This window comes from Plantibacter sp. CFBP 8775 (assembly GCF_014839505.1).
GTDB classification, from domain to species: Bacteria; Actinomycetota; Actinomycetes; order Actinomycetales; family Microbacteriaceae; genus Plantibacter; species Plantibacter auratus.
The window spans coordinates 1942961-1966100 of sequence record NZ_JACYNV010000001.1 but is presented as its reverse complement, the minus strand read 5'-3'; the positions used below and the strand labels follow the sequence as shown (position 1 = coordinate 1966100).

Annotated in this window: 25 protein-coding genes; 6 read left to right on the top strand and 19 right to left on the bottom strand. The window is 69.8% G+C overall.

Annotated elements, in window-relative coordinates; translation table 11 throughout:
- Nucleotides 1–20: 20 nt before the first annotated feature.
- From IFR14_RS09350 to rpsB, 5 genes are all read right to left on the bottom strand, one after another.
- Nucleotides 21–1067 (bottom strand): phosphatidate cytidylyltransferase, encoded by a 1047-nt coding sequence (locus tag IFR14_RS09350; protein WP_342365672.1) that lies wholly within the window; start codon nt 1065–1067, stop codon nt 21–23.
- 71 nt (nt 1068–1138) lie between these two features.
- Nucleotides 1139–1693, bottom strand: a complete 555-nt coding sequence (gene frr, locus IFR14_RS09345) for a ribosome recycling factor (protein ID WP_064295107.1) — start codon at nt 1691–1693, stop codon at nt 1139–1141.
- Nucleotides 1694–1765: 72 nt separating this feature from the next.
- On the bottom strand, nt 1766–2479 hold the full coding sequence (gene pyrH / locus IFR14_RS09340; RefSeq protein WP_056006822.1) for a UMP kinase: 714 nt from the start codon (nt 2477–2479) through the stop codon (nt 1766–1768).
- Between the two features lie 169 nt (nt 2480–2648).
- Entirely contained in the window at nt 2649–3476 is an 828-nt protein-coding gene (tsf, locus tag IFR14_RS09335; RefSeq protein WP_064295106.1) for a translation elongation factor Ts, read from the bottom strand.
- Between the two features lie 18 nt (nt 3477–3494).
- The gene (gene rpsB, locus IFR14_RS09330) at nt 3495–4418 is read right to left on the bottom strand and encodes a 30S ribosomal protein S2 (RefSeq protein ID WP_064295105.1); all 924 of its coding nucleotides are present in this window, start codon (nt 4416–4418) and stop codon (nt 3495–3497) included.
- A gap of 313 nt (nt 4419–4731) precedes the next feature.
- Here rpsB and IFR14_RS09325 point away from each other — a divergent pair, with 313 nt between their 5' ends.
- On the top strand, nt 4732–5256 hold the full coding sequence (locus tag IFR14_RS09325; protein WP_191940888.1) for a murein hydrolase activator EnvC family protein: 525 nt from the start codon (nt 4732–4734) through the stop codon (nt 5254–5256).
- On the opposite strand, the gene IFR14_RS09320 is transcribed toward IFR14_RS09325, so the two are convergent.
- From IFR14_RS09320 to IFR14_RS09270, 11 genes are all read right to left on the bottom strand, one after another.
- Complete coding sequence (locus tag IFR14_RS09320) at nt 5229–6158, bottom strand: tyrosine-type recombinase/integrase (RefSeq protein ID WP_191940887.1); 930 nt, start codon at nt 6156–6158, stop codon at nt 5229–5231. The two genes, IFR14_RS09325 and IFR14_RS09320, sit on opposite strands and share 28 nt — an antisense overlap.
- A gap of 57 nt (nt 6159–6215) precedes the next feature.
- Nucleotides 6216–7556 (bottom strand): DNA-processing protein DprA, encoded by a 1341-nt coding sequence (gene dprA / locus IFR14_RS09315; protein ID WP_191940886.1) that lies wholly within the window; start codon nt 7554–7556, stop codon nt 6216–6218.
- Nucleotides 7553–9082 (bottom strand): YifB family Mg chelatase-like AAA ATPase, encoded by a 1530-nt coding sequence (locus IFR14_RS09310; protein ID WP_191940885.1) that lies wholly within the window; start codon nt 9080–9082, stop codon nt 7553–7555. Before IFR14_RS09310 ends, dprA begins: the two co-directional genes overlap by 4 nt.
- A complete protein-coding gene (locus IFR14_RS09305) occupies nt 9082–9438 on the bottom strand; it encodes a YraN family protein (protein WP_191940884.1) in 357 nt (118 codons plus the stop codon). The genes IFR14_RS09310 and IFR14_RS09305 overlap by 1 nt, the downstream gene beginning before the upstream one ends.
- 122 nt (nt 9439–9560) lie before the next feature.
- Complete coding sequence (locus IFR14_RS09300) at nt 9561–9884, bottom strand: DUF2469 domain-containing protein (RefSeq protein WP_071260887.1); 324 nt, start codon at nt 9882–9884, stop codon at nt 9561–9563.
- 12 nt (nt 9885–9896) lie between these two features.
- The gene (locus IFR14_RS09295) at nt 9897–10541 is read right to left on the bottom strand and encodes a ribonuclease HII (RefSeq protein ID WP_086473556.1); all 645 of its coding nucleotides are present in this window, start codon (nt 10539–10541) and stop codon (nt 9897–9899) included.
- Nucleotides 10541–11290 carry a signal peptidase I gene (gene lepB, locus IFR14_RS09290; protein ID WP_086473557.1) on the bottom strand — a complete coding sequence of 250 codons (750 nt, stop codon included), beginning with the start codon at nt 11288–11290 and terminating at the stop codon, nt 10541–10543. The genes IFR14_RS09295 and lepB overlap by 1 nt, the downstream gene beginning before the upstream one ends.
- A gap of 76 nt (nt 11291–11366) precedes the next feature.
- On the bottom strand, nt 11367–11714 hold the full coding sequence (gene rplS, locus IFR14_RS09285) for a 50S ribosomal protein L19 (protein ID WP_056006851.1): 348 nt from the start codon (nt 11712–11714) through the stop codon (nt 11367–11369).
- Between the two features lie 188 nt (nt 11715–11902).
- Nucleotides 11903–12433 (bottom strand): hypothetical protein, encoded by a 531-nt coding sequence (locus IFR14_RS09280; RefSeq protein WP_137241868.1) that lies wholly within the window; start codon nt 12431–12433, stop codon nt 11903–11905.
- Nucleotides 12434–12510: 77 nt separating this feature from the next.
- Nucleotides 12511–13170 (bottom strand): LuxR C-terminal-related transcriptional regulator, encoded by a 660-nt coding sequence (locus IFR14_RS09275; protein WP_191940883.1) that lies wholly within the window; start codon nt 13168–13170, stop codon nt 12511–12513.
- Entirely contained in the window at nt 13167–14420 is a 1254-nt protein-coding gene (locus tag IFR14_RS09270) for an ATP-binding protein (RefSeq protein ID WP_191940882.1), read from the bottom strand. Before IFR14_RS09270 ends, IFR14_RS09275 begins: the two co-directional genes overlap by 4 nt.
- A 112-nt stretch (nt 14421–14532) precedes the next feature.
- Here IFR14_RS09270 and IFR14_RS09265 point away from each other — a divergent pair, with 112 nt between their 5' ends.
- Together IFR14_RS09265 and IFR14_RS09260 are read left to right on the top strand one after the other, a co-directional pair.
- On the top strand, nt 14533–16035 hold the full coding sequence (locus IFR14_RS09265) for a PspC domain-containing protein (RefSeq protein WP_191940881.1): 1503 nt from the start codon (nt 14533–14535) through the stop codon (nt 16033–16035).
- Complete coding sequence (locus IFR14_RS09260; RefSeq protein ID WP_191940880.1) at nt 16032–16415, top strand: hypothetical protein; 384 nt, start codon at nt 16032–16034, stop codon at nt 16413–16415. Before IFR14_RS09265 ends, IFR14_RS09260 begins: the two co-directional genes overlap by 4 nt.
- A 29-nt stretch (nt 16416–16444) precedes the next feature.
- Here the strand turns inward: IFR14_RS09260 and trmD are convergent, their stop codons facing one another.
- Genes trmD through nirD form a run of 3 tightly spaced genes read right to left on the bottom strand, consistent with a single transcriptional unit; the run spans nt 16445 to nt 18328 of the window.
- Nucleotides 16445–17152: a tRNA (guanosine(37)-N1)-methyltransferase TrmD gene (gene trmD / locus IFR14_RS09255; RefSeq protein WP_191940879.1), complete on the bottom strand. Its 708-nt coding sequence runs from the start codon at nt 17150–17152 to the stop codon at nt 16445–16447.
- A 46-nt stretch (nt 17153–17198) separates the two neighbouring features.
- Nucleotides 17199–17957, bottom strand: coding sequence for a sirohydrochlorin chelatase (locus tag IFR14_RS09250; RefSeq protein WP_191940878.1), 759 nt, complete (start codon nt 17955–17957; stop codon nt 17199–17201).
- Nucleotides 17954–18328 (bottom strand): nitrite reductase small subunit NirD, encoded by a 375-nt coding sequence (nirD, locus tag IFR14_RS09245; RefSeq protein WP_086473563.1) that lies wholly within the window; start codon nt 18326–18328, stop codon nt 17954–17956. The genes IFR14_RS09250 and nirD overlap by 4 nt, the downstream gene beginning before the upstream one ends.
- A 205-nt stretch (nt 18329–18533) precedes the next feature.
- Between nirD and nirB the strand changes: the two genes are divergently transcribed.
- From nirB to IFR14_RS09230, 3 genes are read left to right on the top strand one after another with little or no spacing between them, the layout of a single operon-like run.
- The gene (nirB, locus tag IFR14_RS09240; RefSeq protein WP_446728078.1) at nt 18534–21137 is read left to right on the top strand and encodes a nitrite reductase large subunit NirB; all 2604 of its coding nucleotides are present in this window, start codon (nt 18534–18536) and stop codon (nt 21135–21137) included.
- A complete protein-coding gene (gene cobA, locus IFR14_RS09235; RefSeq protein ID WP_138946817.1) occupies nt 21138–21917 on the top strand; it encodes a uroporphyrinogen-III C-methyltransferase in 780 nt (259 codons plus the stop codon).
- Nucleotides 21914–23077 carry a uroporphyrinogen-III synthase gene (locus IFR14_RS09230; RefSeq protein WP_191940876.1) on the top strand — a complete coding sequence of 388 codons (1164 nt, stop codon included), beginning with the start codon at nt 21914–21916 and terminating at the stop codon, nt 23075–23077. Before cobA ends, IFR14_RS09230 begins: the two co-directional genes overlap by 4 nt.
- Nucleotides 23078–23140: the final 63 nt, after the last annotated feature.

Here is a 23140-nt window from a genome sequence, read left to right as displayed (position 1 = left end):
AAATCGGACCGAGCCGGGACTCAGACCGCGAGTCCGCCGAACAGGAGGTAGACCACGTAGGCGACGACCGCCGACGGCAGGATCGAGTCCAGGCGGTCGAGGAATCCCCCGTGCCCGGGAAGCCACGAGCTCATGTCCTTCACGCCGATGTCGCGCTTGATGAGCGACTCCGCGAGGTCGCCGACCGTGGCACTGCCGAGGAGCAGCAGACCGAGCAGGACACCGACCCACCACGGAACACCGAGCATGAGGATCGCGAGCAGCACGCCGGCCACGACCGAGACGGCCCCCGCCCCGGCGAAGCCCTCCCAGGTCTTGTTCGGGCTGATCACCGGCGCCATCTTGTGCTTGCCGAACGACAGGCCGCTCACATAAGCGCCGACGTCGACGCAGATCACGAGGATCAGGAACGCCAGCGTCCACCATTCGCCCTCGGGCTGGGCGACCAGGAACACGGCGAAGGAGGCGAGGAAGGGGACGTAGACCTGGATGAACGTCCCGGACGCGAGGTCGCGGACGAGCGTGGGAAGGTCGGTCCGCTTCGAAGCGATGGCCTGCTCGGCCACGCGCCAGACGATGACGAGCAGGATGCCGAGCAGGACGACGGACCAACGCCAGACGTCGTGGAGGAAGAACGCCGCCGGCTGCATCGCGACGGCCGAGATGACGGTCGGGATCGCCGGCACCCGGCGCCCGGTCTGCTCGAGGGCCTTCCGCAGCTCCAGCGTGGCGAAGGCCACCACCGCCGAGGCCAGGACGACGAAGATCACCTTGAAGATGATCAGACTCACGAGCATGATGCCGCCCGCGGCCACCCCGATGAGGATGGCGTTCACGAGGTTGCGGCCGACGCGCGCCTCGATGCGTTCGTTCGTCGCGTCGAACTGCGCCTTCGTCGCCTGGACCTGCCGTTCGATGTCGGCGCGTTTGGCGTCGACCTGCCGCTCGAACTTCGCGCGGCGGTCCTTCAGCTGGGATCGCAACTCCTGCGAGCCCGACTTGCCGGACCGGCCGGGTTCGGGCTTCGACGGATCGCTCGATCGCCCGGGAGCGACATCGTCTTCCACAGGTACCTCCAGCGGGCGTGCCGTCGGTCGAGGGACCGGTCGGCGAACGGAATCAGCGGTGGGACAGCGGCTCAGATGGAGAGCAGCTCGGTCTCCTTGGCCTTCAGCGCGGCGTCGACGGCGTCGATGTGCGACTTCGTGACGGCCTCGAGCTCCTTCTCGCCGCGTGCGACGTCGTCATCGCCGACCTCGCTCTTGAGCGCCTCGAGGTCGTCCTTGCCCTTGCGACGGATGTTGCGGATCGACACCTTCGCGTCTTCACCCTTGCCGCGGACGATCTTGACGTATTCCTTGCGACGCTCAGCGGTCAGCTCCGGCATGGTGACCCGGATGACGGTGCCGTCGTTCGTCGGGTTGGCGCCGAGGTTCGGGATGTCGCGGATCGCCTGCTCGATGTCGCGCAGTGCGGACTTGTCGTAGGGCGTCACGACGATCGTGCGCGCTTCCTGGTTCTGCAGGGAGGCGAGCTGCGCCAGCGGCGTCGGCGTGCCGTAGTAGCTCACCAGGACCTTCTGGAACAACTGGGGGTTGGCGCGACCCGTACGCACCGTGGCGAAGTCATCCTTCGCGGCCTCGACGGCCTTCGACATCCGGGTACCAACATCCGAGAGGACATCCGCGATCACGAGCACTCCTTTGATTGCATTACTGGGTTCAGTCTAGTCGGGCGGCGGCGCTCGGCCTGGCCGCCCTGCCGCCTAAGCGGAGGTGACGAGGGTGCCGATCGCCGCACCGCGGATGGCCGCCGTGACGTTGCCGGCCGGCTCCATGCCGAAGACGCGCATCGGCATGCCGTTGTCCATGCAGAGGCTGAAGGCCGTCGAGTCGACGACCTTGAGGCCGCGCTGGAGCGCCTCCTGATAGGAGATGGTGTCGATCTTCGTCGCCGTCGGGTCGACGCGGGGGTCGGCGGTGTAGACGCCGTCGACACCGTTCTTCGCGACGAGGACCTCGACGGCTCCGATCTCGAGCGCGCGCTGTGCGGAGACGGTGTCGGTCGAGAAGTACGGGAGTCCGGCGCCCGCTCCGAAGATGACGACGCGACCCTTCTCGAGGTGTCGCTCGGCGCGGAGCGGGATGTAGGGCTCGGCGACCTGCGTCATGGCGATGGCGGACTGCACGCGCGTGGCGGCGCCGGCCTGTTCCAGGAAGTCCTGGAGCGCCAGGGCGTTCATGACCGTTCCGAGCATGCCCATGTAGTCGGCTCGGCCGCGGTCCATGCCGCGCTGGCTGAGCTCGGCTCCGCGGAAGAAGTTGCCGCCTCCGACGACCACTGCGACCTCGACCTCGGCGGTCGCCTCAGCGATCTCGCGGGCGATCGACCCGACCACGTCGGGGTTGACGCCCAACTGGCCGCCTCCGAACGCCTCACCTGACAGCTTGAGCAGTACCCTGCGCTTCTTCTCCGGCATCCGCCTGTCCTTCCTCGTCCCTCACACAACTTAGCGTCAGGAGCCGCCCGCTGTCCGCGACAGCCGTCGACTCGCTGGCTGGATCGTCACCGATCCCACGTGCGCGGGTATGCCCGCGCACGCAAAGGGGTCCGGATCGCCACTGGCGATCCGGACCCCGTCACAACTGCTACGCGCCGACCTTGAAGCGGGCGAACCCGGTCACGGTGAGGCCCGCGTCAGCGAGCACCTTTTGCACGGACAGCTTGTTGTCCTTGGCGTAGTCCTGCTCGAGGAGCGCGACCTGCTTGAAGTACGAGGTCACGCGGCCCTCGACGATCTTCGGCAGTGCAGCCTCGGGCTTGCCCTCGTTCTTCGAGATCTCGGTGACGATCTCGCGCTCCTTCTCGACCTCGTCGGCCGGGACGTCGTCGCGGCTGAGGTAGGACGGGTTGGCGAACGAGATGTGCTGCGCGATGCTGCGAGCCGTCTCCGCGTCGTCGCCCGTGTAGCCGACGACCACGCCGACCTGCGCGGGCAGGTCCTTGTTGGTCTTGTGGAGGTAGACGGCGAAGTGCTCACCGTGCACCACCGCGAGGCGGCGGAGCTCGAACTTCTCACCGATGATCGCAGCGGAGTCCGCGATGACCTCGGCGACGGTCTTGCCGTCGGCCGGGGCCGCGTTCCCCTCTTCGACGGTGGTCGCGCCGGCGGCGACGACTGCGTCGAGGACGAGGTCGGCCAGGGCGAGGAACTTCTCACCCTTCGCGACGAAGTCGGTCTCGCAGGCGAGCTCGATGAGCGTGGCGGTGTCGCCGTTCTCCTTCGCGGCGACGAGGCCCTCGCTCGTGGAGCGGTCGGCACGCTTCGCGTTGCCCTTCGCACCCTTGAGACGCAGGATCTCGGTCGCCTTCTCGACGTCGCCATCGGCTTCGACGAGAGCGTTCTTGGTGTCGACCATGCCGGTGCCGAGCTGCTCGCGCAGCACCTTCAGGTCAGCGAGAGAAAAGTTGGCCATTGCTGGTGTCCTCCTTGATTACTTCTCGTCGGCGACGACGGCGGCAGCTGCGCCCTCGGCGTCGGCGGCGGACTCGGTTGCAGCGACCTCGACGTCTTCGACAGCCGGAGCTGCCTCGACGGCGTCGGTTGCGGCGATCGCCTCATCGGCGACCTTCTCGGTCTCGGCGGAACCCTGCTCGCCGCCCTGGAGCAGCTCCTGCTCCCACTCGGCGAGCGGCTCGGCCGGGGCGTCGCCCTCGGTCGGCTTCTGGTGGCGCTGGATGAGACCCTCGGCGGCGGCGTCGGCGATGATGCGCGTCAGCAGGCCGACGGAACGGATCGCGTCGTCGTTACCCGGGATCGGGTAGGTGACCTCGTCGGGGTCGCAGTTGGTGTCGAGGATGCCGATGACCGGGATGCCGAGCTTGCGCGCCTCGTCGATCGCGAGGTGCTCCTTCTTGGTGTCGACGACCCAGAGCGCCGACGGCGTCTTCGAGAGGTTGCGGATACCACCGAGCGACTTGTGGAGCTTGTCCAGCTCGCGCTTCTTGATGAGGAGTTCCTTCTTGGTGAAGCCGCTCTTGGAGGCGTCTTCGAAGTCGAGCTCCTCGAGCTCCTTCATGCGGGCGAGTCGCTTCGACACCGTCTGGAAGTTGGTAAGGAGGCCACCGAGCCAACGCTGGTTGACGTAGGGCTGGCCGACGCGCGTCGCCTGCTCGGCGATGACTTCCTGCGCCTGCTTCTTCGTGCCGACGAAGAGGATGGTGCCGCCGTGGGCGACCGTCTCCTTGACGAAGTCGAAGGCCTGGTCGATGTAGCCGAGCGACTGCTGCAGGTCGATGATGTAGATGCCGGAACGCTCGGTGAAGATGAAGCGCTTCATCTTCGGGTTCCAACGGCGGGTCTGGTGCCCGAAGTGCACGCCGCTGTCGAGCAGCTGGCGGATGGTTACGACGGCCATGAGCCGTTCTCCTGTTCTGCGCTCGCCACCGCACCGCTGACGCGGACGGGTGGGAGTGCCTCGGTTGTCTGACGGACCGGATGGCCTCGTCCCTGGTGCCCGGCGCACGTCCGCCACGCTCCGGAGAGCGAGGACCGATTGGAAGTGGTGGCCGAAATGGCACGCGTAGTCACCCCGACGAGCGAGGTGCTCCGTTCAGCATAGCATCAGGCCACCGTGATGACGGTGCTCCACAGGCCGTCCGACCACGTCCGCCTCCCCGCTCCGAAGCGCCCAACTGCCTTCGCTTTCCCGAGCCCGCCAGGCTCGGATCATGATGACCTCGATCGCCAGTTGGTTCCTCATCTCCTGCCTGGTGCTCCTCGCACCCGTGAGCACGTCTGGGGCGGCGCCGGCCTGGAGCTGGCCGATCGCTCCCCCGCACGTCGTCACCGAGCCGTTCGTCGCGCCGCCCGACCCGTACAGCGCCGGCCACCGGGGTATCGACATCGCGGCATCGCCCGGTCAGCCGGTGGCCGCAGCAGCCGCCGGCGTCGTGACGTTCAGCGGGACGGTGGTCGACCGCCCACTCGTCGTGATCCGGCACGACGACGGACACCTCTCGAGCATCGAGCCGGTGGTGGGTTCGGTCGACGTCGGTAGCCGCGTGACCCGCGGGGCACCGATCGGGACGGTCGGCGTCGGCGGACACTGCGCCGACGGCTGCGTGCACTTCGGGGTGCGGCTCGACGGCGTCTACGTCAATCCGATGCTGCTGCTCGGCGAGGTGCCACCGGCCGTCCTGCTCCCACTGACCACGACGGCGGGGGCTCAGGCCCGCGGGTGGGCGTTGCGGTAGCTCTCCTTGATGCGTTCGACGGAGACGTGCGTGTAGATCTGCGTCGTCGCGAGACTCGCGTGGCCGAGGAGTTCCTGGACCGCGCGGAGGTCCGCTCCCCCGTCGAGCAGGTGCGTCGCGGCGGTGTGCCGCAGGGCGTGAGGCCCTGCCGGACCACCACCGGGCACGGCGTCGAGGAGCCGGGCGACGAGCGTGTAGACGGAGCGTGGGCCGAGCCGTCCTCCGCGTGCGCCGAGGAAGAGGGCTGCGCCGGGCGTCGGTCCGCGGTCGTTCGCGGCTGCACGGGCGACCAGCTGCGGGCGGGCGCTCGTGAGGTAGTCGACGATCGCCGACTGAGCGGGGACGCCGAACGGCACGACCCGCTCCTTGTCGCCTTTGCCCGTGACACGGACGGTGAGCCGGTCGAGGTCGAGGTCGTCCCGGTCGAGTCCGCACAGCTCGGACACGCGGAGGGCCGAGGCGTAGAGCAGTTCGACGACGGCGAGGTCGCGGAGGGCGTTCGGCTCCCCCAATGCGGCGCGGTCCTCGAGCCCCGCGAGGAGGTCGTCGAATGGGCCCCGGCCGACGACGCGTGGCAGGGTCCGACCCGTCTTCGGACTCCGGAGACGTGCCGCGACGTCCGAATCGACCCTGCCGGTGCGCAGGAGCCAGGCGCTCCAGGCCTTGGCCGTGGCGGTGCGTCGCGCGAGCGTCGCCTTGGACGAGCCGGCCTCGGAAGCGGCCCAGAGCCAGTCGCGGAGGAGGTCCAGCGTCACGCCGTCGACGCGCTCGACATCGCGTCCGGTGGCGAAGTCGGCGAGCTGCCGGAGATCGGATGTGTAAGCGCGAACGGTCTGCGGCGACAGCCGACGCTCGGAAGCGAGGTGCTCCGAGAACCCGTCGATGCTGCTCCAGATGTCCACGTGGACAGCATGCCCCACGCCTCCGACGCCGTGGTCTTCCCCCGCCGACCGATCACCTCACGCCCGTCCCCCGACGAGCACCCACCCCCGTTCCCGTTCCTCGACGGCCCCGGCCAGATCCAGCGCACCGAGCACGCCGCCGACCTCACGAGGACTCAGACCACTGGCTTTCGCAAGCGCCTCGACGGTGCGCGGCGAGCGCGCGCTCATCACATCACGGACCCGGCGTTCCTCCGGAGAAGCGAACGCCTGCGCATCCGCGTCGAGCGCGGTCCACCCGGCGAGCTCCGCCATCTGCGCGGCGTTCGTGACGCAGGTGGCGGCGTACTCACGGATCAGGCGGTGACAGCCAGCCGACGACGGACTCGTGACCGGGCCGGGCACAGCTCCGAGCGGACGCCCGAGGGACGCAGCGTGTCCGGCCGTGTTGATCGACCCGGAGCGGTCTCCGGCCTCCATGACCACCGTCGCAGCCGAGGCTGCGGCGATGAGTCGGTTCCGTTGCAGGAATCGCCATTTGGACGGTGTGGACCCGCACGGTGATTCGCTGATGACGGCTCCGCCGGACTCGCGGATCCGACGGATGAGCGCATCGTGACCGGCTGGGTAAGGCCGATCGACCCCGCCTGCAAGGTAGGCCACGGTCACACCTCCGCTCCCGAGCGCGGCTCGGTGCGCGGCGCCGTCGATGCCGTACGCGGCACCAGACACGATCACGAAGCCCCGATCGACGAGCCCGGCCGCCGCCTCGAGGGTGACGTGCTCGCCGTAACCGGACGCAGCCCGGGCCCCGACCAACGCGATGGCGCGTCCTCCCGCAGGCGCGTCGGGAGAACCGCGCAGCCAGAGGGCGTGCGGCGCGTGCACACCGAGGTGGTCGAACCCCGCATGCCAGCCCGGAACGCCGGGCAGGAGTAGTCGAACGCCGACCTCGATCGCCGTCTCACAGGCGGCGACGAGGTCAGCCGAGACGAGACGGGGGCGCCAGCGTTCCAGCGCACTTCCGAGCACGCGTGAAGCGGGCATCGCGGCGGGATCCTCGGACTCGGCATCGGCAGACGTCGAGCCCGAGCCGCTGGACCACTCGCTGCCGAGGATGCGGCGCTGCAGTTCGGTCGGCCCCACCCGTTCCAGGACCGCTGAGAGCGCGCCCGCTGGGCCGAGCGCACCGACCACGAGCCCGGCGACGCCGTCACCCGGTTCAGCGATCATCGTCCAGGCTGCCCGAGCGAAGGCCGCCCGTATCCCGGCGGTGCCGACGTTCTCGTCGGCCTCTGGGACGTGCTCGGCACCTCCATCTGCGCGAGGATTGCCCGCGGCCTCGGCCGACTCCAGGCCGCCGAGTCCTCGGACGAGGCGTTCGATCAACTCGCGGTCCAAGCCGAACCACGCACTCATGAGATGCCCTTCCGCAGGAAGAGGGCGCGCCCCAAGTGCTCGGCTGAGGGGCTGCCGGCCCCGTCGAGGTCGGCGAGCGTCCAGCTCAATCGGAGGATGCGGTCGTAGCCGCGCATGGTGATCCCTCCCCGCTCGAGGGAGCGGTCCAACGCGCTGGTGACGGACCTGGGCAGCCGCATCCGAGGGCTCCTGAGCCAGGTGCCGCTCGCCTGCGCGTTCGTGGTCCAGCCGGTGCCAGCCAACCGCTCGGCACTCGCGGCCCGCACCGCTTCGACGCGGGAACGAGCCTCAGCGGTGGAGACACCGCCCTCCTGCGAGAGACTCGTCAGTGCCGAGGTGATCCGGTGCACCCGGACGCGGATGTCGATCCGGTCGAGGAGCGGCCCCGAGATCCGCCCGAGATAGCGTCGACGGGCCTGCGGTGGACAGGTGCAGACGCCGTCCGCCGTGCCGTACTGACCACAGGGGCAGGGGTTCGCGGCGAGGACGAGTTGGAAGGCGGCCGGGAACGTCGCGCTGCCGTGTGCACGATGCACGGTGATCACGCCGGCTTCGAGTGGCTGACGCAGCGAGTCGAGGACGTCGGCGCGGAACTCCGGCGCTTCGTCGAGGAAGAGCACGCCGTGCGCCGCGCGCGCAGCTGCCCCCGGCCGGATCTGGCGCGAACCACCACCGATGATCGCCGCTGCCGATGACGAGTGATGTGGGCTCTCCCACGGTGGTCGTCGGGCGAGCGTGCCGTCAGGCGGCAGACCGATGAGCGAGCGGAGGCAGCTGACCTCCACCGCGGCCTCGGGCTCGAGGTCGGGAAGGATCTCGGGGAGCCGGGCGGCCAGCATGGTCTTGCCGGCACCGGGAGGTCCGACCATCATGACGTGGTGCCCGCCGGCCGCCGCAGCGACCATCGCGTCGACCGCCTCCGGTTGTCCGACCACGTCCGCGAGATCGAGCGGGTCGGGCGTGGGTAGCCGGTCGACGCGTTGCCGGACGGGTTCGAGGTCGATCGCGGACAGTTCTGCACCGTGCCAGATGGCCGCATCGCGCAGCGAGGTCGCCCCGATCACCGTGACGCCGGGCACGAGCTGCGCCTCCTCGACATTGGCCGTCGGCACCATCACCGCGTCGTAGCCGGCGCGGGCGACGGCGAGGACGGCCGGCAGCACCCCGACGAGCGGACGGAGCCGACCGTCGAGCCCGAGCTCACCGAGATGGACGACCCGCTCGGCGGACTCCCGGCGGACCAGGCCGCCCACGGCGAGACAGGCGATCGCCATGGAGAGGTCGAAGGCGCTCCCCTGCTTGGGCAGCGACGCGGGAGACAGGTTGATCGTGAGCTTGCCACCGGGCAGCTCGCAGCCGGAGTTCGCCGTCGCACTCTTGATGCGGTGCGCGGCCTCACCGAGCGACTTGTCGGGAAGGCCGACGATCGCCATGCCCGGTACGGTCGCGGCAGCTGACGCCTCGACCTCCACGATCGCGCCCGTGAGGCCGGCGAGCGCGACCGACCAGGTGCGTGCGACGGCCATCAGGAGACTCCCCGCAGGTGCTGGAGTCGTATGTCCCCTTCGGAGGGCAGCACGATGCCGACGACGTCGACGCGCATGCGCCTCGAGCGCGGTCGGTGCTCAGCGCACCAGGCTCCGGCGAGGCGACCGATCCGGGCCAGTTTGCTCGGCGTGACCGCCTCCGCGGGATCACCGAAGCCGACGCCCGAACGCGTCTTCACCTCGACGAAGACCAGCGTGCCGTGGTCGTCCGCAACGAGGTCGAGTTCGCCCTGCGGGCATCGCCAATTGCGGTCGAGGATGCGGTATCCGCACGCCTCGAGATGATCCGCCGCCAGTTGCTCGCCGCGTCGGCCGAGCTCGTCTTTCCGTGCCATGTGCACCTCCTGGCATCCAGCCAAGCGTGCAGACGAGGCGCGTTACCCGGAGGTGGGTCTGTCGCCGACGAGCGCGTGAAGAAGCGCGCCTGTGGAGCGCTGTCGATCGCGGAGACTGCGCCCTACTCGTCGAGCGTGAGTTCCTTCGGGAGCTCGAAGTCACGCGAGGACAGCTGCTCGACGTTGACGTCCTTGAAGGTGAGCACTCGGACGCTCTTGACGAACCGGTCGGAACGGTAGACGTCCCACACCCAGACGTCGGTCATGGAGAGCTCGAAGTAGAAGTCGTTCGCCGTGTCGCGTCGCACGAGGTCGACCTCGTTGGCGAGGTAGAACCGGCGCTCGGTCTCGATCACGTACTTGAACTGACCCACGACATCGCGATACTCGCGGTAGAGGGCCAGTTCGACCTCGCGGTCGTAGTCTTCGAACTCGTCTTCGTCCATGGTCTCTCCAGTCTACGTGTAGGCGGGCAGCCAGCTGCTCCGGTGGTGGAGGGTCAGGCCGTGCTCGGAGAGGGCCGACAGATGATGCGCCGAGCCGTACCCCTTGTTGCCCTCCCACCCGTACTCCGGCAGTGCCTCGTGCAACTCGATCATCAGTCGGTCGCGGTGCACCTTGGCAAGCACGGACGCCGCGGCGACCGACGCGCAGTCCCGATCCGCTTTTACCCTCGTGGTGATGGTGAGCGGTCGCTGAAGCGCCCGGCTCAACCAGTCGCTGTTGCCGTCGAGCAGGACGGTCGATCCCGTGACGTCCGCGCCGACGGCGTGCAGTTCGAGCAGCGCCCGACGGCCGGCGAGTCCGAGGCACGCGGTGATGCCGAGCTCGTCGACCTCCGCGGGGCTCGCGAGCCCGACGGCACCGTACAACACCCACTCGCGAGCCAACGGTTCCAGGCGGGTCCTCGCTCGCTCGCTCAACAGCTTCGAGTCGCGGAGTCCCTCAGGGAACGGCCCACACGCCGGGGCGACGACCGCAGCGCCGACGGCCACCGGGCCGGCGATCGCTCCGCGGCCCACCTCGTCCATGCCGATGACCGACGGGACACCCGCAGCGAACAGTCCGTGCTCGACCTCGAGGGTCGGTTCGCTGACGGCCATCACTCCTCTTCTGGGGCGGGGATGCCCTGGAAGACGGACGGGTAGTTGTCGAGCCAGGCCCAGTTGCTGGACGGCCAGGTGATGACGAACGCGCGCCCCACGACGTTGTCGATCGGGACGAAGCCCCCACCGGGGGTGTCGCCGTTGTATCGGGAGTCCTTCGAGTTGTACCGGTTGTCGCCCATGACCCAGAGCGAGCCTTCGGGGACGACGATGTCGAACGCGTCTCCGGACACCTTCTCAGTGCCGGCCGGGAGCTTCACGTACGGTTCGTTCAGCGGCACCCCGTTGACCGTCATCTGCCCGAGGGGATTGCAGCACGACACGTGGTCGCCCGGCAGGCCGATGACGCGTTTGATGAGGTGGTCGTCGCTGTCGGGAGCGACGAGGCCGAAGATCGACAGCACCCATTCGACGGCTGCGGTGACGGGAGGCTGCGGAGCCTCGACCGTCTGCGGGAGCCAGCCGCCCGGATCCTGGAACACGACCACGTCGCCGCGGTTCAGCGAGACCACGTCGGGGACGAGCTCGTTCACCAGGATGCGGTCCTGGATCTGCAGCGTGTTCTCCATCGACCCGGACGGGATGTAGAACGACCGTACGAGGAAGGTCTTGATGAGGAAGGAGACCAGCAGCGCGACCACGAAGATGATGAGGAGGTCGCGAAGGAAGAGCAGCGCTCCGCGTTTGCCGCGGGGGCGCTGCTGGTGGTCGGGCGACGCGTCTGCCGCCAGGGAATTGTCTGTCATTTAACCGCCTGAGCTCCCCACCAGCTTATCCGGTGGGGAGCTCAGGAATGATCGCGGACGGCGACCGGGAGGACGACTAGTTGTCGCGCTTCTCCTTGATCTTCGCCTTCTTGCCACGGAGCTCGCGGAGGTAGTACAGCTTCGCGCGACGGACGTCACCGCGGGTGACGACCTCGATGTGGTCGATGTTCGGGGAGTGGACCGGGAAGGTACGCTCGACGCCGACCTGGTAGCTCACCTTGCGGACCGTGAAGGTCTCGCGGACACCCTCGTTGGAGCGGCCGATGACGACACCCTGGAAGACCTGGATACGGGACTTGTTGCCCTCGATGATGTTCACGTGCACCTTGACGTTGTCGCCGGCGCGGAAGTCGGGGATGTCCGACTTGAGGGATGCTGCATCGACTGAGTCGAGAATGTGCATGATGATTCCATCTCTGCGACCGCCACAGGTCGACCGCTGAATACGTTCGGAAGGAAGGGTGTGCCCGATGCCGGCGTTCCCCTGTGGCAGAACTGCGGAGGCACAAACAGCAATTGTGTCATGAAAGGGCCTCGGATGGGAAACCGGGGCTCCCGGACGGCGCAGGCGACCGCTGTGCAAGCGACCGCTCAGCGGCGCTCGTCGGGCTTCGACTCCTCGATCACGATGAACTCGCCGCCGTCGATCGGACCGGGATCGAACCGCGGCTGCGGCGGGATCGCCGATCCGGGGACCGTGCCTGGCCCGGCTGCAGCGGCCATGCGCTCGAATTCGGCCATCGTCTCCCGGGCGCGGCGTGCCGTCTCGGAGATGAGTTGCGCGATGACGCCCCAGAAGGCGGCGAGGCCCGCGACGACGCCGAGGACCGCCCAGAGGGCGACGCCCGAGCTAAACGAGCCGAAGCAGATGATCGTGACGTGCCAGAGCGTGAGCAGGCCGACGTCCGTCCACGACACGAGCTTCGTCGTCCGGACGCTGGCCCTGGCGGAGATGAGGAACGCGATCGCGGCGAGCGCGATGGCGAGGATCGGCATGGCGATGAAGAGCCCGAACAGGCTCCAGCCGCTCTCACCGAAGAGTCCCCATCCGACGAACGGCCAGGCGGGCAGCACGAAGATCGCGGCGAATCGCCAGTAGTAGAACGCCCGACGGATGATCATGCCTTCAGGCTACCGCCGGGCTCCTGAGCGCGCACTGGTCGTTCGCTGTCGGCCGATGTCCGTTCCGGCCCGCGTGGTCAGAGGAGCTTGCGCTGCAGAGCCCAGGCGGCGAGTTCGTGGCGGGAGGACAGCTGCAGCTTGCGCAGCACGCTCGACACATGGGTCTCCACGGTCTTCACGGAGATGTACAGCTCCGTCGCGACCTCCTTGTAGGCGTAGCCGCGGGCGATGAGGCGCATGACCTCCTGCTCACGGGCGGACAGCCGGTCGAGCTCGTCGACGGACTCCGCGGTCTCGCCCGTCACGGCGCCGAAGGCGTCCAGGACGAAGCCCGCGAGGCGAGGCGAGAAGACCGCGTCGCCGTCGTCGACCCGCCGTGCGGCCTCGGCGACCTCGGCACCCGAGGAGCTTTTCGTGATGTAGCCGCGTGCACCGGCCCTGATCACCCGGACGACGTCCTCGGCGGCGTCCGAGACGCTCAGCGCGAGGAACCGGGTGGCGGGCGCGGTCGACACCGACCCGGCGATCACGTCCGCACCACCGCCACCAGTGCCGCCCGGCAGGTGGACGTCGAGCAGCACGACCTGCGGGCGGGTCTCCCCGATCACCCGGATCGCCTCCTCCACGTCACCGGCCTCCCCCAGCACCTCGATGCCGGGATCGAGTTCGCTGCGCAGCCCGGAACGGAAGATCGAATGGTCGTCGACGATCACGACGGTCAGTGGTCGGTCGCTCATGGTCGGCTCCTCGGAACGGTCGGGACGGTGTCGGGCTGCGGCGCCGTCGCCGCGGCGTCGTGGACGGGCAGGACGAGACGGACCTCGGTACCTCGTCCGCTTGGCCTCGAACGGATGGTCGCCTCGCCACCGATGCGCTGCATGCGGCCGATGATCGACTCCCGCACCCCGAGGCGGTCCCGCGGGACCTGTTCCAGGTCGAAGCCGGGGCCGCGGTCGGAGATCGACACCTCGATCCGCTGCGGCGCCGTCTCCAGATAGACGGAGACGTCGCCGCCGGCGTGACGTGCCGCGTTGAGCACGGCCTCCCGCGCGGCGGCGAGGAGCGGCTCCGGAGCGTCGTCGATCGCACGCCCGACCGCGACGACGTCGACGCGCACCGCGTGGTCGGCCTCCACCGCGGCCGCGATGGTCCGCAGCTCGGTCGCGAGATCGCCCGTCGGAGCGGTCCCGCCGGAGAAGAGCCAGTTCCGCAGCTCGCGCTCCTGCGCCCGTGCGAGACGGGACGCCTCACTCCCCGGACCGGCCTGCTGCTGGATGAGCGCGAGCGTCTGGAGCACGGAGTCGTGCAGGTGCGCTGCGATCTCGGCGCGGTCGGCCTCGCGCATCCGCGCGGCACGCTCGTCGGCGAGGTCGCGATTGAGCTGGAGCGCCCAGGGGGCGATGACCACGGCGACCCCGAGGAGCACGGCGATCGCGGCGACGATGACCGTCCACATGTTCGGGCGGTCACCGGTGACGAAGAACAGAAGGATGCCGAGGACGACGAGGACGAGCGCTCCGAGCACGCGAATCAGGAGGGCACGTGAGCCCTCACCGCGACCACGCTCGCCGAACTGCCGCCAGGCGAGTGCGGCACCCGCGAGGACGACGATGACGGGGATGACGGCCTCGAGTGGGATGTCCAGCCCGGTCCGGGTCGCGATCAGCGCGGTCCCGGCCGCGAGCAGGGCGATCCCGAGCAGCACCTCCGTGATCGGCGCGCGACGGGGGCCGTCGAGGTCGCCTCCGTCATCGGTCGAGGCCGGCCGGAGCAGGTGCTCCCGAGGATCGAGCGGTGCGTCCGCGCCCTGCGTCGGCGTCATGACCCACAGCCACACGTAGAGGAGCAGGCCCGCTCCGCCGCAGCACGCGAGGATGACCGTCGCCGTCCGCACCGCGGCGACGGGGAGACCGGTGTGCTCGGCGAAGCCGGCGCAGACACCGCCGAGCAGGCGGCGCCTCGGACGGATCATCACCTCGGTTCCCATGGAGCCATCCAAGCAGTTCGGGGTGCGGTCGGCACCCTGGGACGGCAGGATCAGGGTGCACTCAGGGTCATGCCGGATGGGCCCGACCCGGACGCTTCGCCAGAATCGGACCATGACGAACCACAGCACGCCGCCCACCGGAGCAGAACCGGGGGCACCAGCCCCGCAGGATCCGACGACCCGCTTCTTCGACTGGTGGCGGTCCACCGGTCTCCGTCGCTCGAGCGACTCGTGGCTCGGCGGTGTCGCCGGGGGTGTCGCGGCCCGGCTCGGCCTCGATCCGATGATCGTGCGCGGAGCACTCATCGTCATCGCGATCCTGGGCGGGCCGGTCCTCTTCGTCTACGCCGCGGGCTGGGCGCTCATCCCCGACCAACAGGGTCGGATCCACCTCGAGCGTGCGATCCGGGGCGTCTTCGACCCGGCGATCGTCGCGATCGGCATCCTCGCGGTCCTCACCGCCGTGCCGTTCATGCGCGGCCTCTGGTGGGACGGCGTGCCGCATGCGTGGAACCTGCCCGGGTGGCTGGAGTCGACCATGACCGCCGGTTGGGTGATCGCCCTGGTCGCCGCAGCTGTCTGGCTGATCGTGATGTTCTCCCGCCGCGACCCAGGGCGGGCGACTCCGTCTGAGACACCGCCGCAGCGCGACCCGTGGACCAGCGACGCCTCGATCCCGAAGCCGACGGCACCATCGCCCACGGCCTCCCCCTCGGGCCCTGCCGGCTCGGCCCCGGCCTCCCGCGGTGCCGCGAACCCGGTGTCGCTCGCGAAGGCCGACGGTTCGCCTGGTGATGCGAGCGCGACCGTCCCACTCCCTGGAGCCACCGCCACCGCGTGGAACGGAGCTCCGAGCCACCAGCGCGGCTGGACGAGTCAGGAGTTCCGGGATGAGATGAGCCGCCAGCGAGCCGAGCAGCAGGCCGAGCGCGAGACGAAGGCTCGAGAGCGTCGTACGCAGCGTCCTGGAGCGGCCTTCGTGGCCATCACCCTCGGGCTGGCACTGCTCGCCGGTGCCGGCGCGGCCGTCATCGCGGCGAGCGCCGGGTTCTCGATCCCGGTCGTCGTGGTCATCGGGCTCGCCGCAGCGCTCGGTGCGCTCGCTGTCGCGACGATCGTCGCGGGCATCAGCGGACGGGAGAGCGGCTGGCTCGGACTGTTCACCTGGGCCGCCGTGATCTCCTTGCTCGCCACCGGGGTGTTCCCCCTCGGCTCCTCCTTCCTGCCGGTCGGACGCACGACCTGGACCGTGACGTCGACGGATGCGGACGACCGACGCGGCTACGTGATGATCGCCGGCAAACCCACGCTCGACCTCGGCGAGCTCGCCGACGACGACGCCTTGCGCGGTGGCACGATCGACGTGTGGATCCTCGCAGGAGAGGTCGACGTGCTCATCCCCGAGGACGTGCCGGTGATCGTCGAGTTCTCAGCGATCGCGGGCACCCTCGAGACGGGACGCGATGGTCGGGACCGGACGGACCGCCGCGGCGGAGCCCTCTTCCAGGATGAGGCACGGTACGGACGTACGGCGTCAGGAGACACGACGCGGGTACGGGTGTGGACGGTCGCCGGCAGCGCCGTCGTGACCGAGGAAGCGGAGGCGGGACGATGAGCGAACAGGACGACCGGACCAGAGCGACGAGCATGTCGTTCCCAGTCGACGCGGCGACGGGATCGGCTCCGTCGGAGACCGATCAGACGGCCACCACGGAGTCGGACGCCACGCGGCCGACCACTGCGCAGCCGGCCACAGCCCAGACGGCCGATGAGCCGAGGACCGATGTCGGCCCGACGGATCGGGGTGGCCGGGCGCCGCGCTTCGGCACGATCCTCTGGGGCGTGCTCCTGCTCGTCTTCGCCGGCGCCATGCTCGTCACCAACCTCACCGAGGTGCGCATCGACCCCCTGGGGTGGATCACCGGGGCGATCATCGCGACCGGGGCCGTCCTCGTCATCGCCGGCATCGCCGCCGCCGTGCGACGTCGGCCCTGACAGCCGTCACGCACAGGACCCCAACGCGCTCAGGCGTCCGGCTCGTCAGCGGGCAGCAGATCCGGGCGGACCTCGCGGGTCCGCTCGATCTGCTGCTGCCGACGCCAGGTGGCGATCGCACCGTGATTGCCGCTCAGCAGCACCGGCGGTACCGGGAGTCCTCGCCACTCGGCGGGCTTCGTGTAGCTCGGGTACTCGAGGAGCCCGTCTTCGTGCGACTCCTCGACCAGACTCTCGGGGTTGCCGACGACCCCCGGGACGAGCCGACCGATCGCCTCGATCATCGCCATCACGGCGACCTCTCCCCCGTTGAGGACGTAGTCGCCGAGGCTCACCAGGCGGACCCGCGCTCGGCTGGCGGTGTGGTCGAAGACGCGGTGGTCGATGCCCTCGTACCGGCCGCAGCCGAAGACGAGGTGCGGCTCGGCCGAGAGCTCGCGGGCCATGGCCTGCGTGAACACCTCACCCGCCGGAGACGGGAAGATGACGAGCGGCTCCTCCTCGGTGTCGTCACCCAGGATGCCGTCGAGCGCCTCACCCCAGGGCTCCGGCTTCATGACCATGCCGGCTCCCCCGCCGTACGGGGTGTCGTCGACGGTGCGGTGACGGTCGTGCGTCGAATCCCGCAGGTCGTGGACGTCCAATTCGATGAGCCCGCTCTGCTTCGCCTTGCCGAGCAGCGAGAGGTCCAGGGCATCGAAGAAGGTCGGGAAGATCGTGACGATGTCGATGCGCATGAGGAGCAGTCTATTCGCGCGACGGTCGTCGTCCCGGTCGCGCCGGTCAGCCCGACAGTCCGGCCGAAGCCTCCGCGTAGCGGTCGACCACGAGGTCGACGATGCCGGGATCGGGAACCTCTCCGAGGTGGAGGAGCGGCGGCGTCACGAAGTCCGCTCCCGCCTCCTCGAGCAGCCTCGCGAAGTAGCCGGGCGCCAGCAGGTAGGTGGCGATGATGACCCGCCCTCGCGGTCGGCTCGTTCGCGCCGCCGCCACCGCGTCGGGCACCGACGGCTGAGCCGCGGAGACGAACGCCGTCTCGACCGGCACACGCAGTCGCGATTCCAGCCGACGTCCCATGTCGACGCAGTCGGCGACGGCCCTGGCGTCGGTGGACCCGGCCGCTCCGAGCACGATCCGATCATCGGGCGTCACGTGCAGCGCCTCCAGTCGCCTGGCGAGGACCGCCACGAGGCGGTCGTCCGGTCCCATCGCCCGCCCGAGTGCCGTCGGCCGATCCGTCGCCTCGAGGTCCTCGACGAGGTCGACGTGGACGTGGAACCCCGCGGACAGGAGCAACGGCACGACCACCGCGGGCCGCTCGGGCTCGATCGAACCGAGGGTGGCCGGGACGTCGGGCTGCTGGACGTCGACGAAGCCGCCGGCGACGTGGAGGTCGGCACGCGCCCGTCCGACGGCGTCGACGAGCGCGGCGACGGAGGCCTGTCCGATCGGGCAATTCGTCCCGTGGGACACGGCCAGGAGCGCCGGACCCGTCCGCGGACGCGTCTGCAGGCGGCGAACCGCGGCCTCGAGCAGGGTCATGCGTCCTCCCCCAGCTCGATCTCCACGAAACCGCCCACGATGCGGGTGCGGAAGGTCTGGAGGAAGAGGTTCGGGTCGGTGAAGCACTCACCCGTGCCGAGGTCGTACACCTGCTTGTGCAGCGGTGACGCGATCGTCGGTCGCTCCCCTCGGGAACCGACGATGCCGCGAGCCATCACCGGCGCGTCCGTGTGCGGGTCCCGATGGTCGACGGCGTAGACCTCATCGGCCCCGATACGGAACACCGCGATCTGCCGGGCTCGGAGCAACGCCACCTCGCCCCAGGAGAGCTCGAGGTCGTCGATGGCGCAGACGCGTCGCCACTCGGCGAGCGCCGTCCGCCCGGTGTGCTCCTGCATCGTGATGCTCATCGTCGGCCTCCTGGTCGTGCGTCGGAGCACCGACGCTACGGGTGGGGTGTTTCGTCGGATCACCCGTGACGTTTCCGTGAGGTGAAACCGACCTCACATCCGCCCGGGCGTCGTGTGCGGTCCTGGACGCGTTCGGGACACATGCGGGCAACGGTCCGGAAACGCCGCGTCAGTACGCTCGCTGGAACACGAGCCGAGGGGGCCCATGATGATCGATCCCACCGCAGGAGATCTGCCGCGTCGCGTCGTCGTGGTCGGTGGCGGCCCGGCCGCGCACCGTCTGGTCGATGCCCTGCACAGTCGCGACGCCGGGCGCACCATGCACATCACGGTCGTCTGCGAGGAGCTCCACCGCCCCTACGATCGTGTGGCGCTGAGCAAGCGTCTCGACGACGCGGCGATCGACCTCACGCTCGCGCCGACGGGCGTCTGGGACGAGCAGCACGTGTCGCTCCTGCTGGGCGAACGCGCCGAGCGGATCGACCGCGAGGCCCGGACGGTGCACACCTCCCTGGGGCGGGTCGTCGCGTACGACGAGCTGGTCCTGGCGACCGGCTCCTCGGCCCCGGTGCCCGAGATCGACGGTTCGGAACACGCCCTCGTCTACCGGACGATCGATGACGTGGACCTGCTGGTGTCGGAGATCGAGCGCATCGGCTCCCTGCGAGGTCGTCCCGCCCGGGTGATCGTCGCCGGCGGCGGGCTGCTCGGGCTCGAGGCTGCCGGTGGTGCGGCACGGCTCGGTGCCGAGGCGAGCGTCGTGCACTCCGGGTCGTGGCTCATGTCCGCCCAGCTGGACGAGGGAGCCGGTCGAGCCCTCGGGCGCATCATCGGCGGCCAGGGTATCGGTCTGCACCTGGGGACGAGGCCACGGTCGATCCTCGTGGACGAGCAGGGCGGTGTCTCGGGCGTGAAGTTCTCGAGCGGCCAGCAGGTCGACGTCGACATCGTGGTGTTCGCGATCGGGATCCGCGCCAGGGACGAGCTGGCCCGCGATGCCGGGATCGAGCTCGGTGACCGCGGTGGTGTCGTGATCGGGACCGACTGCAGGACGTCTGCGCCTGGTGTCTGGGCCATCGGCGAGGTCGCCTGCTTCGACGGTCGATGCACCGGCCTCGTCGCGCCGGCGAACGCGATGGCCGAGGTCGTCGCGGATCGGCTGCTCGGTGGCGAGGCGGAGTTCACGACCGTCGACGACGCGACGAAACTCAAGCTGTCCGGCGTCGACGTCGCGAGCTTCGGCGACGCACTTGCACGCACGGAGCAGAGTCTCGAGATCGTGTACGCGGACCCGGCGCGCGGGCTGTACCAGAAGCTCGTCATGACGGACGACGCCAAGACCCTCCTGGGCGGGGTCTTCGTCGGCGACGCCTCGCCCTACGCCTCGCTGCGTCCGCTCCTCGGCGCTGAACTGTCGAGTGAGCCGGCCGCCTACCTGTCGGCCTCAGGGATCGAGGCACCGGCCGGGGACGAGCTCCCCGACGCAGCGCTCGTCTGCGCATGCAACGCCGTCACCGCGGGGACCGTCCGCGACGCGATCGCGGGCGTGCACGGCGAGGCGTGCACCGAGCTGGGGGCGCTCAAGACCTGCTCCCGTGCCGGGACCCAGTGCGGCTCCTGCGTCCCGCTCGTGAAGAAGATCCTCGAGACGGAGCTGACGAAGTCCGGCATCGCCGTCTCGCGGGCACTCTGCGAACACTTCGAACTGTCCCGTCAGGAGCTGTTCGAGACCATCCGGGTGCTCGGCCTCACCTCCTTCGACGAGATCCTCGCGCGCTACGGCACCGGCCGCGGCTGCGACGTGTGCAAGCCGGTGATCGGTTCCATCCTGGCCAGCCAGCAGGGTGGGTACATCCTCGACGGCGGCCGGGGGACGCTGCAGGACACGAACGACCGTGCGCTCGCGAACATGCAGAAGGACGGCACCTACTCGGTGGTCCCTCGGATCCCCGGCGGCGAGATCACGCCGCAGAAGCTCGCGGTCATCGCACAGGTCGCCACCGACTACGGGCTGTACACGAAGATCACGGGCGGTCAACGCATCGACCTGTTCGGCGCCCGCCTCGAACAGCTGCCCGACATCTGGCGCATCCTCGTCGACGCCGGCTTCGAGTCCGGACAGGCGTACGGGAAGTCGCTCCGCAACGTGAAGAGCTGTGTCGGGTCCAGCTGGTGCCGTTTCGGTGTGCAGGACTCCGTGGGCATGGCGGTCCACCTCGAACTCCGGTACCGCGGCCTCAGGGCACCGCACAAGTTCAAGTTCGGGGTCTCCGGGTGCGCGCGCGAGTGCGCCGAAGCACGTGGCAAGGATGTGGGGATCATCGCCACCGAGCAGGGCTGGAACCTGTACGTCGGCGGCAACGGAGGGTTCCAGCCGACTCACGCGCAGCTCCTCGCCGGAGACCTCGACGACGAGACGCTCATCCGGTACATCGACCGGTACCTCATGTACTACATCCGGACAGCGGATCGACTGCAGCGCACCGCCAGGTGGATGGAGGACCTCGACGGCGGACTCGACCACGTGCGGGAGGTCGTCGTCGAGGACTCGCTCGGACTCGCCGCCGAACTCGAACAGGCCATGGCCGCCCATGTGGACGGGTACGAGGACGAGTGGGCGGCGACCCTCGCCGACCCGGAGCGCCTCCGCCGGTTCCGTTCCTTCGTCAACGAGCCCGGCGACGCCGAACCGCGACTCGCGCGGGTCGCGGAGCGAGGCCAGTACCGGCCCGCGACGACGGAGGAGATCGAGCGCGGCGAGGCCGTCTATCTCGCAGGGCCTACCATTCCAGTGAGGGAAGGGGCGTAGATGTCGGGTCCAGGCAGGGTCACGCTCGTCGGCGGCGGACCGGGCGATCCCGCGCTGCTGACCGTCGCTGCCGTCGAGGCCCTCCGCGACGCGGACGTGGTCCTCTACGACCGGCTCGCACCCCACGACACCCTCCCCGAGCTCGCCCCGAACGCGCTCCTCGTCGACGTCGGCAAGCGCCCTGGTCATCACCCGATCGGACAGGACGGCATCGAGACCGTCATGGTGCAACACGCGCTCGACGGCGCGGCGGTCGTCCGCCTCAAGGGAGGCGACCCGTACGTCTTCGGGCGCGGCAGCGAGGAAGTCCTGGCCTGCCACCGCGCGGGCGTCCCCGTCCGCGTGATCCCGGGCGTCTCGAGTTCCGTCGCCGTGCCCGCGGCGGCAGGCATCCCCCTCACCCACCGGAACCTGAGTCACCTCTTCACCGTCGTCAGCGGTCACGCTCCGCTCTCCGACGAGGAACACCGTCACCTCGCCGGCCTCGGTGGGACGATCGTCGTCCTCATGGGCGTCGGCACGCTGCCCTCCATCTCCCACGGGCTCCTCACTTCGGGGCTCGCCGCCGACACCCCCGTCGCGATCATCGAGCGCGGCTACAGCGAGACCCAGCGCACCACCGTGGCAGACCTCGGGACGATCCTCCACGTCGCCGCGGCCGCCGGTGTGCGGTCACCGGCCGTCATCGTGATCGGCCATGTCGTCGCCTTCGCGTTCGAGGGCGATGCCGAGGCCTCGGAACTGCTGGCGCGGGCCGAACGACTGGCGGCGCCGGCATGACCGACATCACGCCACCGACCGCCGACCCCGGCCCGGATGTCACGACCCCGGTTCCGGGATTCCGCGCGGACCAGCTCGAGGGCTTCCGGATCGGGGTGACGAGCGACCGCCGATCGCAGGACCTCATCGACGCCTTCGAGCGACGCGGTGCCACCGTCGTGCACGCACCGACGCTGCGGATCGCACACGCACAGCACGACGAACCGCTCATCGACGACACCCGCGACATCATCTCCGCACGCCCCGACGTCCTGCTCGCCACGACCTCGTACGGCATCCGACGGTGGTTCGAGGTCGCCGACGCCGCTGGACTCGGCGACGAACTCCTCGAGGCGCTCGCCGAGACGGCCATCCTCGTCCGTGGGCCCAAGGCACGCGGTGCCATCCGAGCAGCGGGTCTGAACGACGTGGGCATGAGCGACCGCGAGACCACCGCCTCCCTCGTCGACAAGGTCGTCGCCGACTACCCGGCCGGTCTCCGCGTCGCCGTCCAGCTCCACGGGTACACCGACGAGCGCCAGCTCGAACGGCTCCGTGCCGTCCATCAGGAGGTGCACACGGTCGCCCCGTACCGGTGGACGGACCCCGACGCGACCGACGAGCGCGTGCGGCGACTCGTCGAGGCGATCGTGAGCGGCTCGCTCGACGCGGTCACCTTCACGAGTGCCCCGTCGGTCGTCGCCCTGTTCACGGCCGCGGAAGCACTCGGTCAGGAGGACGCCGTCGTCGACGCCTTCCGTCGCGACGTGCTGTGCGCGGCCGTCGGCCCGGTCACGGCGGCGCCACTGCTCGCCCAGGACATCGAGCCCATCGTCCCCGAGCGGTTCCGCATGGGGGCACTCATCCGGCTGCTGTGCGAACACCTCGAGCAGCACGCGATCCTCCGAGCCGAGACGCTGCACGGCCCGATCGCCATCCGTGGGGCCATCGTGGAGCTGCCCGGGTCCAGGGTCCGGCTCCCCCCGAACTCCCTCGCGCTCCTCCGCGCCCTCGTCCGCGCGAACGGAGCCGTCCTCTCGCGCTCCGCGCTGGCCGACGCGCTGCCCGCAGCCGCGGACCACCACGCGCTCGAAGTACAGATGAGCCGCCTCCGCCAGACGCTCGGCGTCCCTGGACTCATCAACACGATCGTCAAGCGCGGCTACCGCCTCGACGTCTGACGACGGCCGATCCGGCCCCTGGACCGCGCGCCGTCATCCGCCTCACCGGGGTGATCAGTGCCT